The sequence below is a fragment of the Neobacillus sp. PVCKKU3 genome, from assembly GCF_058323225.1.
Genome location: NZ_JBLVQN010000002.1, coordinates 122,228 through 135,303 on the forward strand (window position 1 = coordinate 122,228; position 13,076 = coordinate 135,303).

Below are 13,076 nucleotides of genomic sequence, written 5' to 3' on the forward strand. Positions count from 1 at the left end.
TTTAGTATAAAGCGATGGGGTCTGATCCTTTTTACCAACTTATTTTTGGCTTACTAATTCCTTAGTTGAAGGTACACTAGCTTCGGCCAAATAATCATGAACTAACTCTGTACGTGGGAGAGATAGGTCAGTCAGGATATGGGAAGCCGAAACGATTTCTAGCACAGGAAAGTCTGCCAGCGGTGCAAGAGCATGGGCAAACAACTGGAGGCGGGCAGGGGAAGTCCATGCACCTTTGATTGTAATGTCCTTAATCTCTCCTCGCACCAACTCACAAATACGAGGCTTTCCATTCTGTCCCCGAATAACCTTTAGCATATAGTACGGCTTACAAATTTCTTCACGGGCCGCTTCTAAATCGATTTGCTGATGCTTATAACCCATCGTTGCGGTTGCTACTCGTAAGGTTCCATAGTCCAAAGTACCTACAAGTGTATCAGAATCAATGTATAAACTTGGTTTGCCTAGTTTTTTTGGATACGCTCCAACTTCACGGCCTGCAGCTATGGCTGGATGATTATCCACATACATGCAGTGTACATAGTCGCCTTTTTCACCATTGTAATTAACTTGAATGACTTGACCACACTCCGTGTAAGATCCCAGACCGGTCACATCCGGCATCCGGATCACCTCAAACTTCACAAGCGGCTCATCGATTTCAAGCGGTTCAGGTACTACCTTTCTCAAAGCCTCGATATCAGTACGATAGACAATGTTTAAGTATTCGCGATTATTAAATCGATATGGCCCGCGTGGGAAAGCTGGGGCATCCAACGGTGTGGAGATTTGTTTTGCAACTTCTTCTAACTTCATTTCAAACATCCTTTCAATAGTTTAATAGTTATGTAAAATATTTAAATAATAAAAACCCTTTCAGAACTGAAAATTGAATAACAATACAGTTATTATTGTACATGCTATATTCGCTTTGTCAACGCAATTAGCAGATTACTCAAAATTTTTAGATTTTTGTCGAAAAAGCACGAAAATATTGTTATGACAATGTTTTATGATAGTTGTATTATTATATTGACACTCTTCAAAGTTAAATTATCTTGGAATAACGAGAAAAAATTTATTATTCTTTAAAGATAAAAATATTATTCAAATGTCAATTGACAGAAAATTACTTCTTGTCTTATTATTTAACATGATAACATACCAACCGGTTAGTATGAAAGTGAAAAACAGTAAATTCATAAGGAGAATGCAGAATGAACGATACGATTGAACAGATTCAAACGAAGGTGCAATTCTTAACAGCAGACGAGGCAATTGGGAAGATCCCCGAAGGCGCCAGTATTATGGTAGGGGGATTTGGTTTCCCTGGTATGCCGCGTCATCTTTCGAGGGCTTTAGTTAGACGGGAGGAGCTGCGTGATCTTACCTTAATTACTAATAGTCTTGGCAGTGTTTCCATTCTGAATGATTTGTTTGAGCAAAATCGCATCAAAAAAGTAGTAGGGAGTTTCTTTTCAACAAATAAGGAACTTGTGAAAGCGAATCGTGAAGGAAGTGTTGAAATCAAGTTATTGCCGCAAGGAACATTTACAGAAGCGATTCGTTTAGGCGGCGCAGGGATTCCTGCATTTTTCACCCCAACAGCTGCGGGAACAGATCTAGCCCGTGGGAAGGAAACACGTACATATAACGGACGCGAGCATGTGCTTGAACAATCGCTGACTGCTGATGTGGCTATTATCCGTGCCCATAAGGCTGATAAGGCGGGTAATCTTGTCTATAAAAAGACAGCACAAAATTTTAACCCAGCCATGGCGACGGCAGCAAAATTAACGATTGTGGAAGTAGACGAAATTGTGGAAATTGGTGAATTAGATCCTGATAAGATTGTAACACCATTTATTTTTGTTGATATCGTTGTCAAAAGGGAGGAAGTGTAAGATGAGCTATTCTGTTAAGCATTATATAGCGTGGCGTTGTGCGCAGGAGTTATCTTTAGGTTGTGTGAATCTTGGAATTGGAATTCCAACCCTGGTAGCAGATTATTTGCCAAAGGGAGTTGTTACCTTGCATTCCGAAAACGGTATTCTGGGTGCCGGACCAGAACCTGGGCCTGACTTTGTTGTAGATCCGGAAAACATGGATTTAGTTAATGCCTCAGGTGTTCAGCCAATTACAGCATTGCCTCACGCTTCTTACTTTGATAGTTCTCTTTCATTCTGTATTATGCGTGGCGGCCATCTTGATGCTACTGTCATCGGTGCACTTCAAGTCTCTGAAACCGGTGATCTCGCTAGCTGGGCAGTACCAGGAAAGGATGTTCTTGGTGTAGGGGGGGCAATGGACCTCGTAGTTGGAGCAAAAAGAGTTATTGCCGCGATGACGCATCTATCACCTAAAGGAGAACCGAAAATCCTTCCGGAATGTACCTATCCTTTAACAGCGAAAAATCGCGTCGACACTATCGTTACGGAGTATGCTGTTTTTAAATTCCGTGATGGGAAGCTTTATCTGGTAGAAATGGTAGATGAACTTACTTTCGAACAGTTGAAGGAAATGACACCTGCTTCCTACGAAATTGCAGATGATTTCAAATGGGTTAAGAGAGATTCTATAACAGAAGAGCAACTTATATTAAAATAGAATTTGGTATCTAAAACGATACCATATCAATAAAATAGGAACCCTTAAAGGTTCCCCAGATTGCCGAGAAAGGGGATTTTTCTCGGCAATTTTACTTTTTGTTTAATTCATTAATGATTGTCCCTGCTAACTGGCCTGTTGATATTTCCGCGCCAGTCACCTTCTTTTCCTCGAGGAGGTACAAGTTGTAAAAGGGGATGAAGTATTCGACCTATTGCTACTTTCGGACAAAATCGCTTGAAAAAGAGGGGAAAGTGTCCGAACCAGTGCTATCTTCGGACAAAACCACTTGAAAAAGAGGAGGAAGTGTCCGAACCCGTATAATCTTCGGACAAAGGCACTTGAAAAAGAGGAGGAAGTGTCCGAACCTGTACAACCTTCGGACAAAATCATTAAAAAAAAGGAGAAAGTGTCCGAACCCAGGTTATACGGACGTTCTCCCAATCAAGTAAACAAAAGGCTATCGAATTTTTTTCGATAGCCTGAAACCCTTTTGGATTCCTTTTATTATGGTGCCTACTGGTGTCCAAAATGTAATGACTGGGATGGGTAAACCTGTTATTTTGCATAAAAGTTTTCTGTATAGTAAGGGTGCGACTCGTTATTAAATGCGACGCCTACACCAAGATATCGATATCCTTCACGCAAAATATTTTCCCGGTGGCCGAGCGAGTTCATTAACCCTTCATGAGCGAAAATACTACTAAACTGTCCGTAGGCAAGATTTTCTCCGGCCAAACGAAAAATAATATCGTCTTCTTTCATTCGATCAAAAGGGGATTGTCCTTTAAGATTCGTGTGGTCAAAATAGTTGTTCACAGCCATATCCGAGCTGTGCTTTCGCGCCGTTTCTCTCACGTGCTCATCCCAAGTCAGGACAGGAAGCTGATGATTCACTCGGGCAGCATTTGTTAAATCAAACATTTGGTACTCAAAGCCCTCTTTTAATTCCGGACTTGCTTTCGTGTAAAAATCAGTTTTCTTATCCTCAATGTCTTTTCTGATCATCTGCATCGCAGTTACGGTATTGCCCTCGTGTTTATCATAAAAAATGGTCACAAACGCATTATCCTGCAAATACACATCATAATCCCTGTCTTCCTCAAACTGATAGACATACCGTCCTTTTTGAATTTGCTTTAGAGGATTACCCAGGATTGTATGAACCTGGTCCTTTGAGCTTCCTCGCTTAATCCCATTTACAGAAGAGATTAAATCTTGGTCCGTATATACTCCTGAAGCTTTATTGTTTTCATCGTACATCACCATAAAAAAATTATGGTAATTATTGTGGTAGGCGTACCAAGCACTCCCATATTCATTAAGGGAAGACCGTTTGGCTGCTCCTACATTCATTTCAATTTGTTCCTTCGTTTGGCCTAATTCAATATTTGATATAGAAAGGAGTTGCTTGTTAGGTGATTGCAGCTCAATTTTTTCAATCGGTTCTTCTTTTTTTGGTGTCTTTGGAAGTTCTTCCAAGTTTAGGTTTAACTGTTTCAGCAGCTGTTCAACTTGGGCAAATATTTGCCCAATCGCAGACATGATTTCCGGAATATTGACTTCTGATTGGATCTTATCAATTGCTTGCACCTTATCGGTATGGTCTAATTTTTGTTCAATTAGCGGGGCTGAATAATTAAATAAAAATAATAATGAAATAATAGCTAATATTCGAGTCAAATTTTTCCACCTCCATAACTAATTTCATTCTCGCCAATCGCGCTGTTATCTATAAGTGTCTCTATGGGTTTAGTTACTATTTTAACAGAAAATGTTGCAAATTAGCTTATTCTTAATTTTTTGATGCCTTCATATCATAAAATTAAAAAGGTTGGACTAGGTGATTACTATTTTCGAGAAACTTTTTGCTACATTAGTTGGAAGTCTGCTGCTAGGTATTGGGGTAAATGGTTTTTTTATTCCTAACCATTTAATCGATGGCGGTATCTTAGGAATCGCCCTAATTATGTTTTACTTTTTTAAATTTCAAACGGGGATTTCAATGATTTTATTAAGTCTCCCCATATGTATATTGGCTTTGGTGAAAGAAAAGGCATTTTTTTTAAGCAGCATTCAAGGGCTGCTTGTTTCATCTTTATTTATTGATTTACTTGCGCCGCTTCGAGACGAATTTTCCGTTTCAAGTTTGACCGGTGCGCTGGTCGGAGGAATCATCATTGGAATCGGTGTGGGACTTATGCTCCGTCATAAAACCAGCACAGGGGGTACGGATTTACTCGCCAAACTAATATCGAGGAGCTTTTCAATCAATCTAGCACTAACCATTATTTTCATAGATGGGCTGATTGTTTTGGCGGGATTCACGGTTCTGGATGTACATCACTTTCTCTATTCCTGTCTTGCCATTGTAACTGTAGGGATTATCACATCCTTAATTGAAGGGTATTAACTTTATGTTTATTGATTAATGTAAAAATAGAGAATCATTTCTATTAATGGTATATTTTAATAATGCTGTATCAAAAAAGGCTAAAAGCGAGAACTTAATAAAAATTACCTTTACTAAAAGGAGAAAATGTCATGAACGAGATGAAAGAAACACCTCATATCAAACCAAATGGAGTGGAAATTGCGGAAACGATCCTTTTGCCGGGTGACCCATTACGGGCAAAATTTATTGCGGAAACGTATTTGGAAAACACGGAACAATTCAACTCGGTCCGGAACATGTTCGGGTATACCGGAACGTATAAAGGGAAGAAAATTTCCGTCATGGGGACAGGAATGGGGATGCCCAGCATGAGTCTCTATTCTTGGGAGCTAATACATATTTTTGGGGTAAAAAATTTAATAAGGATCGGAACCTGCGGGGCCATTCAGGATCATATGAATTTGTATGATCTTGTACTGGCGATGGGGGCCTCAACCGACTCTCGTTATGTCCACCAATACAATTTACCCGGTGAATTCGCCAATATTGCATCCTTTGAATTATTGGACAAAGCAAAGAAAGCGGCCGATCAAAAAGGACTCCCAGTCCATGTTGGAAATATCCTGACCAGTGATATCTTCTACAATGCTGACCAAACCGCACTGGAAAAGTGGCAGAAGATGGGGATTCTCTCAGTGGAGATGGAGACGGCCGGACTTTATCTGAACGCTGCCTATGCAGGGGTAAATGCCCTGACGATCCTAACCGTAAGCGACCATATCCTTCGCCGTGAACAAACAACTCCAGAGGAAAGACAAACCGCTTTTACAAACATGATGGAGGTTGCGCTGGAGTTGGCATAAATCGACGAAACCATGAAAGGTGTCAGGAACTTAGTTCTGACACCTATTTTTTTACCAACCAGCGTATTGTTTGACCAAATCCATATTGATTTTTTGCTCCTGCAGATCGAAAAAGGATTGATCCAAAATGGAGATTGCCAGGTCAATTTCCTCCTTGGAGATGGTAAGCGGAGGAGTAATTTCAATCACATTACTATGGATACCGACATAAAAAACAAGCAGCCCCAGTTCAAAGCAACGATAGCAAATAGCGGCTGTTTTTGCGGCTGCAGGGGTTTTCGTGAATCTATCTTCCACTAACTCCACTCCAATCGCAAGACCTTTTCCGCGGATATCCCCAATCCATTCGTACTTTTCATGAAGCTTCTCGAGCTGCTTCATGAAATATTCTCCATTAACTCGTGCATTTTCTATTAAACTTTCATCCTCGATGATTTGCAGTGTTTCCAGGGAGGCAGCACTACAAACAGGGTTTCCGCTTGTTGTAAACATATGAATACCAGTGCCCACATCAAGAATTTCTTGCCTGGCTACTACTGCACTAATAGGCAGTCCACCGCCCAAGGATTTGCCGAGAACTACGGCATCTGGAACCACATCATAGTGATCAAACGAAAACCATTTTCCTGTTCTCCCTAAACCAACTTTCACTTCATCAAATATAAGACTAATCTCATAATGCCTGCATAATGATTCAAGGCGCGCCAAAAAGTCCTCAGGAGGAACAATTAATCCACCATCACTTTGAATTCCTTCAATGATGATTCCCGCCGTATGTTCCGGTGGACAGATAGTTCTAAACACTTCTTGTTCTAGGTATTGCAGCACTTGGTCGGTTAAGCGATCTGTCTCCCCAAAAGGCGGCCTGTATGGATTCGGAAATGGGATTTTGATCACATTCCCGCTTCCGATAAATTGCGATTGGGCCGGATGCCCAGAGAGGGAAAGGGAGCCCATGGTCTGTCCATGATACGATCCCATAAACGAAATCATTCTCGTCCGGTTTTTTGCGAGAGGAACGAGTTTGGCGATACAATCGTTGGCGTCTGAACCAGAATGGCCAAGCCAAACCTTTTTTGGAAAATCTCCCGGGGTGATATCGAGTAGTTTTTCTGCAAGAGACACCATTGTCGGCTCTGGTGCTGAAAGCTGGGAAGTAAATGATAGTCTATCATATTGCTCCTTAAGTTTGCTTGCAATCCTAGGATGTCCATAGCCAATTCCTGAAACAGCCCAGCCCGCTGTTAAATCGAGATATTCCGTGCCATTTTGACCAGTAACACGGGTGCCCTTCGCGGATTGGACAGCAATCGGGTAAAAGCGGATTTTTAAACTGTTGGCAATCACTTGATCTTCGGCTTTCAAAAAAGTCTGGCTCAAAATTGTTCCCCCTTTTAAGAATAAATAAGATATTTTTTCAGCTTGTAATTAAGATTTTGTCTTGAGATTCCAAGCTGTTCTGCAGCTTTTGTGATGTTTCCTCCAGAATGGTTCATCGCCTGTTCAATCATGATGCGTTCAAGTTTTTCAATTTGATCCGGCAAATTCCCTGATAACTGGACCGGTGATTCTATTGCTAAAGGTTGTTCATAATGCTGGATTTTGTTTTTCATGACGGGCGGTAAATGGTCAAAGCCAATTGTGTTTTCATCATAAACAAGATTTAGGCAGCCTTCGATGACATGCTCAAGCTGGCGGACATTTCCCGGCCATTGATAACGATAGAAAAATTGGTAAACATCCTCATCTAATCCGCTTACGGATACATCCAATGCTTTCGCATGTTTAGCGATAAAGTGATGGGCCAGTGTCCTGATATCGTCCTTACGATTACGCAAAGGAGGAATCACAAGGTTGACCACCCCGAGTCGATAATATAAATCCTCCCGAAGCCTCCCTTGAGAAATCGCTTCAAGCGGCTCTTCATTCATAGTGGCAATCACACGAACATCGATGTCAATGACTTTTGCCGAGCCTAAACGCTGAACTTTGCGCTCCTGCAGGACGCGAAGAAGCTTTGCCTGAAGGTTTGGACTCATCGAATTAATCTCATCCAGTAAAAGCGTTCCTCCTTGTGCCTGTTCAAATAATCCGGCTCGATCCACCGCTCCAGTGAAGCTTCCTACAGTCGTTCCAAAGAGGAGGCTTTCGAGGAGCGATTCAGGCAGAGCTGCACAGTTTTGAGCAATGAAAGGATTGTTTTTCCTCGGGCTTTCATTATGGATGCTTTGAGCGAACAATTCCTTGCCTGTCCCGGTTTCACCAATAATCAGGATATTTGATTTAGACCTCGCTGATCTTCTGGCTTGTTCAATGGTTTGAGCCATTTCCCGGCTTGAAAAAATAATGTTTTCAAATTGAAAACGGGTATGATTCTTTTGTAATGCCAGGGTTGAAGGAAGGGATGAAGGGCTCTTTGTTTGTTTCTGAAGCTCCATAATGGTGTCAGCTAATTGTTTTTGTTCTGTAATATCCTTCGAAATTTCCATTGCAGCTGTCCTTTGTTCCCCGAGAAGCAGCGGTACGGTTCTTACAAGTGTCGTAACCGGTTTCCCATTTGTGGTGAAATGTGTTTCTCGATGATTTAGTGTCCTTCCTGTACGAACAGTCGTTAAGAGTGTGCTTGTATGTTCATCCACATTCCAGATGTCAGGAACCCGTTTGTTTCTAACTGCGTCCGGCTCTAAAGAATCCACTTCCCCTGATTTCCGATTGTAAAAAAGAATCTTACCGTGCTCATCAATAACACAAATTCCTTCCTCAAGCTGGTCTAGGATAACGTCAAATAATTGCCTGACTTTATTCATTTCATTAATTTGTTCCTGTAGCTGTTGACCATGAGTGATGTCTTTTAAGAATAAATAGTAGGTAATACTTTTATCCATGTTTTCATGGCAGCCAATATTCCCGACAAACTGCTTCGTACCCAAAGAAATCGGGATGCCCGTTTTTCCCTTTTTCTGAAAGCACCTCTCAAACTCTTCAGAGGGAATAAGTTCAAATACAGAAGATCCGATTAGGGTAGATGGACTGCCTTGAAATAACCTTGCCGCTGGGCGGTTTAAGGAAATAATTTTTCCATCTTCATTGATAACCATCATACAATCAAAGGCTTGATTCCATACTTCTTCTAATAACGGATGCTGATCAACATTCAATTTCATCACCTGTCTAACATGAAAAATAATGAGCGAAAAATTTTTGTCTCTTTAAAAAGGAAAGGTCCCATTTTCAAAATATTATCATAATTATTGCAAGTTCCAAATATATATTTTGAATTTTAATAAAAATGAAAAAGATTTACCGAAAAATATTTTTCGATAGAAAAAATTTTTTCTCTAGAATTACATTCTTTGATAAAGAGGAATATTATTTTTTCCTTGTTACTATAAGGTTCTTCGAGCTATTTTCCGAACATTAAAAGTTGGCATAAAATTTGCATAACATTTTTCATACAACCAAGGAGGGAAACAAATGAAAGTATCATTACAGGACTGTCAAGCGATCGATGTCCATGCACATCCATACATAGCCAATTCGGAGCCTTTTACAGTGGATGAGTTTGTAAGAAAGCTGTCGCTTGCTGTCATTCCGAACCAAATTCCAGAAAACTATCAGCGGGTTGCTAAACAGCCATATCCAGGAAGTAACATGTGGGTGCAAATTTTGATTCAGCGTTTAGCAAAATATTTTTCATGTGATCCGACACTCGAAGCGGTAGTGGAACAGCGGAATGCGAGAGCGCTTGATTTCAAAAGGTATACTCGGGAACTTTTCCAAGATGCCAACATTACCGGAATCGTCGGAGACTTTGGCTATCCGCAGCCCCCGCTCTTGAAATCAGAATATGCAGATTTATGCGGGGCACGAATCTGGGAAATTTATCGAATTGAACCGGTGATGGTCCGTTTGAGCGAGGAATGTCAAACTTTTGCAGAATTTAAAGATCAATATCGTAAAGATTTAGCAAATGAATTGAAAAAAGATGGAGTGGTGGGATTAAAGTCGATCATTGCATACCGCAGCGGTCTTGAAATCGGACCAATGGATGAAAAGGGTGCTGCCGATGAGTATTCCGAATTTAGAGCGAACACCAGGGCAACGGTGAAAAGCTTCCGCGATTATTGTTTGCATATTGCCATGGAGGAATGTACCGTATCGGACAAGGTTATGCATATTCACACAGGTGTTGGAGACGGTGAAGTGGTGCTGCCAAAAGCAAGCCCTAGTTTTCTATTAGATATGCTAAGAGATGAGAAATATCAAGATACAAAAGTACATCTTGTTCACGGGGGATACCCTTGGGTGGAAGAAGCGGCCTTCATTGTCAGTATACTGCCTAATGTTTATATGGATATTTCCTTGCAGAATCCATTTAGCGGCCACGGGGTCAAGCGAATTATTTCACAGGTATTTGAATTTGCGCCATTTGATAAGGTGATGTACGGTTCAGACGCCTTTACGGTACCGGAAATGAACTGGCTTGGTGTTCATTTATTTAAGGAGTGCTTCGAAGAGGTTTTAACCTCTTGGGTAGAATCCGATTATATGGATGCCGAAACAGCAAGAGTCATTGGAGAAATGGTACTATTCCGTAATTTTGAAAATGTTTATCAGAAATATTTAAAGGGGGCGATTGGATGAGCAACAATAATCAATTAGGGCTTGAATCACAGAAAAAGCTTGGCTACTGGTCCATTTGGGCACTGGGTGTAGGTGCCGTTATCGGCGATGGGATTTTCCTATTGATGGGGCAGGGGATTGCGACCGCGGGACCTGGAGCGATTCTAGCCTATGGTGTAGCAGGAATGTCGCAGTTGTTCTTGATGATTGCGCTAGGGGAGCTGGCTGTCGGAATGCCGACTGCAGGAGCCATGTCTACATGGGTCGAGCGCTTTATGGGAAAATGGTGGGGCTTTTTGTCAGGTTTCACCTTTGCACTCGGCTGGGTTATTGCCGGAGGAAGTGTTGGGCTCGCATTGGGGAAAATTACCATGTGGTTTTTCCCGCAGCTAAAAGGTGACTTATGGCCAATGTTTTTTGCCATTTTCTTTATTACCCTTTTTGCTGTACTGAATATTCTCGGAACAGAAATCGCTGCCAGAACACAGTTGATTCTCGTTGTGATTATGACGCTTGTCATGGCCCTTTTCTCAATCATCGGCATCAAAGATATGAACTTTGAAAACTTCACACCATTTTTACCACACGGAATGGATGGGTTCTGGTCAGCAATTCCACTTGGAACCTATGCTTATTTAGGGGCAGTTACGCTGGCAACTGCTGGAGGAGAGGTGAAAAATCCGAAGGATCTGCCAAAAGCGTTAATTTGGTCTAGTTTGACCTTCCTTATTTTGTATTCGACAGCACAGGCTGTATTGCAGGGATTAATTCCTTGGGACAAAATTACCATGGATAGTTCTCCATTTACCGAAGCGGCAGGAATGGTATTTGGTGTTGCCGGTGCCTACATCATGAATATGACGGCATGGATTGCGGCAGCCACTTGTATTTTAATGGGTACACTTTATGCATCATCAAGGATTTTTTATGCACAGGCAAAGAGCGGATTTTTACCTTCCTTTTTTGCGTATGTTCACCCTAAGACTGGTACACCTGTTTACGGAATTATCGTGGTTTGGGCGTTGTCTGTAGGATTAGTTGTTTTAGGGGTGTTGAATCCTGATTTCCTATATGTTGAACTTTCCACTCAACTGGTTTTAGCCTGGCTGGTTTCTTGGACATTAGCACTTATTGCTGGAATTTTATATCGAAAGAAAGCTTTGCAAGAGGTCAAACAACTCCCTTGGAGACAACCTCTCTATCCGTTATTCCCGGTTCTTGGCTTCGTGGGAATTGGAATCGTCTTCTACGGAACCTTTATCGGCTCGCCAATGACCTTGGTTCGGGGCGCAATTGGCATGGTAGTCCTGTATGTGCTATTTAAGTTATTTAATAAGTCTAAAAATCTATCAAACACTTCAAGTAAAGATACAACAATGTAAGGGGGCATTCAACAGTGCTTACCAAAAAGGAATTGGCAGTACGAAAAGACCTTGAAACAAAACTATTTGAAATACGCCGTCATCTCCATCAGCATCCTGAACTTTCCTTTCAGGAGTTTGAGACCTCCCGCTTTATTGCTTCCTGTCTGGAAGAGTGGGGAATACCTTATCAAGCGATTGGTGAAACTGGTATTTTCGTAGATATTATCGGGGAACACGGCGACGGGTCACATATCGGTATTAGGGCGGATATTGACGCCCTTCCGATCCGCGAACAAACCGGTCTCGATTTTTCATCGAAGAACCCAGGGGTTATGCACGCGTGCGGCCATGACGGCCATACGACGATTCTCCTTGGAACGGTTTATCAGTTATATCGTTTAAGAAGTCAATTGTCTGGGAGAGTCCGCTGCATTTTTCAACCAGGAGAGGAAGCCGATGGGGCTGCCGAGCAACTTATTAAACTAGGAGTCTTAGAAAATCCGTCTGTTGATGCCATGCTGGCTCTTCATTTGTGGCCTCACCTCCCGCATGGGACGGTCGGTGTAAAATATGGAGCAATTACCGCTTCCTGCGACGATTTTGAAATTATCGTAGAAGGAAAAGGCGGCCATAGTGCAAGGCCGCATCAAGCAATTGATGCGATTACGATAGGGTCGCAGATTCTTCAGGCATTCCCGACGTTAGTCACAAAAGCAAGCAACCCTGTAGAACCAGTTGTGGTACATGTCGGAAAAATTATCGGGGGAACAGCAAGCAATGTTGTGGCAGACAGAGTAATAATGGAAGGGACAACAAGGGCCGTTACAAGTGAGACTCGAAAACGATTAGCTGCACAAGTAACAGAAATGTGCCAGAATATCGCCCAAGTCTTTGGCGGTAAGGCAATCGTCGACTATAAAGAAAGCCATCCTCCGGTTATCAATAGCGATTGGGTGACGAAAGCATTAGAGGAAGGTGCAAAAGAGCTTCTTGGACCTGAAAAGGTATTCCAATTGAACGAGCCATCGATGGGTGCGGATGATTTTGGGGCTTTTGCTGAAAAAGTTCCAAGTACATATTTTAGGTTGGGAGTCGCTCAGGAGGGGAAACCAGCTTTTGATTTACACCATCCTCAATTTGAGTTTCATGACTCGATCATTCCCATTGGGGTCGAGCTATTCACCTATGTCATTTTGAACAGATTGCATAAAGGAGTCGAATAAA

The 13,076-nt window shown here is 41.8% G+C and carries 11 protein-coding genes; 7 read left to right on the forward strand and 4 right to left on the reverse strand.

Annotation, left to right across the window (positions count from 1 at the left end; all coding sequences use genetic code 11):
- Positions 1-39 precede the first annotated feature (39 nt).
- Entirely contained in the window at positions 40-816 is a 777-nt protein-coding gene (locus ACNQGS_RS02215; protein WP_491485924.1) for an acetoacetate decarboxylase, read from the reverse strand.
- A 401-nt stretch (positions 817-1,217) separates the two neighbouring features.
- Here ACNQGS_RS02215 and ACNQGS_RS02220 point away from each other — a divergent pair, with 401 nt between their 5' ends.
- Positions 1,218-1,904, forward strand: a complete 687-nt coding sequence (locus tag ACNQGS_RS02220; RefSeq protein WP_491485925.1) for a CoA transferase subunit A — start codon at positions 1,218-1,220, stop codon at positions 1,902-1,904.
- Position 1,905: 1 nt separating this feature from the next.
- The gene (locus tag ACNQGS_RS02225; protein ID WP_491485926.1) at positions 1,906-2,607 is read left to right on the forward strand and encodes a 3-oxoacid CoA-transferase subunit B; all 702 of its coding nucleotides are present in this window, start codon (positions 1,906-1,908) and stop codon (positions 2,605-2,607) included.
- 558 nt (positions 2,608-3,165) lie between these two features.
- Here ACNQGS_RS02225 and ACNQGS_RS02230 read toward each other — a convergent pair.
- Positions 3,166-4,290, reverse strand: a complete 1,125-nt coding sequence (locus ACNQGS_RS02230) for a CAP domain-containing protein (protein ID WP_491485927.1) — start codon at positions 4,288-4,290, stop codon at positions 3,166-3,168.
- A 160-nt stretch (positions 4,291-4,450) separates the two neighbouring features.
- Between ACNQGS_RS02230 and ACNQGS_RS02235 the strand changes: the two genes are divergently transcribed.
- Together ACNQGS_RS02235 and deoD are read left to right on the forward strand one after the other, a co-directional pair.
- A complete protein-coding gene (locus ACNQGS_RS02235; protein WP_491485928.1) occupies positions 4,451-5,020 on the forward strand; it encodes a YitT family protein in 570 nt (189 codons plus the stop codon).
- A 140-nt stretch (positions 5,021-5,160) separates the two neighbouring features.
- Complete coding sequence (deoD, locus tag ACNQGS_RS02240; protein WP_491486048.1) at positions 5,161-5,865, forward strand: purine-nucleoside phosphorylase; 705 nt, start codon at positions 5,161-5,163, stop codon at positions 5,863-5,865.
- A 51-nt stretch (positions 5,866-5,916) separates the two neighbouring features.
- Here deoD and ACNQGS_RS02245 read toward each other — a convergent pair whose 3' ends face one another.
- Together ACNQGS_RS02245 and ACNQGS_RS02250 are read right to left on the reverse strand one after the other, a co-directional pair.
- A complete protein-coding gene (locus ACNQGS_RS02245) occupies positions 5,917-7,245 on the reverse strand; it encodes an aspartate aminotransferase family protein (RefSeq protein ID WP_491485929.1) in 1,329 nt (442 codons plus the stop codon).
- A gap of 14 nt (positions 7,246-7,259) precedes the next feature.
- Complete coding sequence (locus ACNQGS_RS02250) at positions 7,260-9,029, reverse strand: sigma-54 interaction domain-containing protein (protein ID WP_491486050.1); 1,770 nt, start codon at positions 9,027-9,029, stop codon at positions 7,260-7,262.
- A gap of 310 nt (positions 9,030-9,339) precedes the next feature.
- On the opposite strand from ACNQGS_RS02250, the gene ACNQGS_RS02255 reads away from it, so the two are divergent.
- Genes ACNQGS_RS02255 through ACNQGS_RS02265 form a run of 3 tightly spaced genes read left to right on the forward strand, consistent with a single transcriptional unit; the run spans position 9,340 to position 13,075 of the window.
- Positions 9,340-10,509, forward strand: coding sequence for an amidohydrolase family protein (locus tag ACNQGS_RS02255; protein ID WP_491485930.1), 1,170 nt, complete (start codon positions 9,340-9,342; stop codon positions 10,507-10,509).
- The gene (locus ACNQGS_RS02260; protein ID WP_491485931.1) at positions 10,506-11,870 is read left to right on the forward strand and encodes an APC family permease; all 1,365 of its coding nucleotides are present in this window, start codon (positions 10,506-10,508) and stop codon (positions 11,868-11,870) included. The genes ACNQGS_RS02255 and ACNQGS_RS02260 overlap by 4 nt, the downstream gene beginning before the upstream one ends.
- 14 nt (positions 11,871-11,884) lie before the next feature.
- Positions 11,885-13,075, forward strand: a complete 1,191-nt coding sequence (locus tag ACNQGS_RS02265) for a M20 metallopeptidase family protein (RefSeq protein ID WP_491485932.1) — start codon at positions 11,885-11,887, stop codon at positions 13,073-13,075.
- Position 13,076: the final 1 nt, after the last annotated feature.

Excerpts from the sequence above, each read along its gene's own strand:
- ACNQGS_RS02225 (WP_491485926.1), top strand. The coding sequence starts at position 1,906 with ATGAGCTATTCTGTTAAGCATTATATAGCGTGGCGTTGTGCGCAGGAG.
- ACNQGS_RS02220 (WP_491485925.1), top strand. The coding sequence starts at position 1,218 with ATGAACGATACGATTGAACAGATTCAAACGAAGGTGCAATTCTTAACA.
- ACNQGS_RS02250 (WP_491486050.1), bottom strand. The coding sequence starts at position 9,029 with ATGAAATTGAATGTTGATCAGCATCCGTTATTAGAAGAAGTATGGAAT.
- ACNQGS_RS02255 (WP_491485930.1), top strand. The coding sequence starts at position 9,340 with ATGAAAGTATCATTACAGGACTGTCAAGCGATCGATGTCCATGCACAT.
- ACNQGS_RS02260 (WP_491485931.1), top strand. The coding sequence starts at position 10,506 with ATGAGCAACAATAATCAATTAGGGCTTGAATCACAGAAAAAGCTTGGC.
- ACNQGS_RS02215 (WP_491485924.1), bottom strand. The coding sequence starts at position 816 with ATGAAGTTAGAAGAAGTTGCAAAACAAATCTCCACACCGTTGGATGCC.
- deoD (WP_491486048.1), top strand. The coding sequence starts at position 5,161 with ATGAAAGAAACACCTCATATCAAACCAAATGGAGTGGAAATTGCGGAA.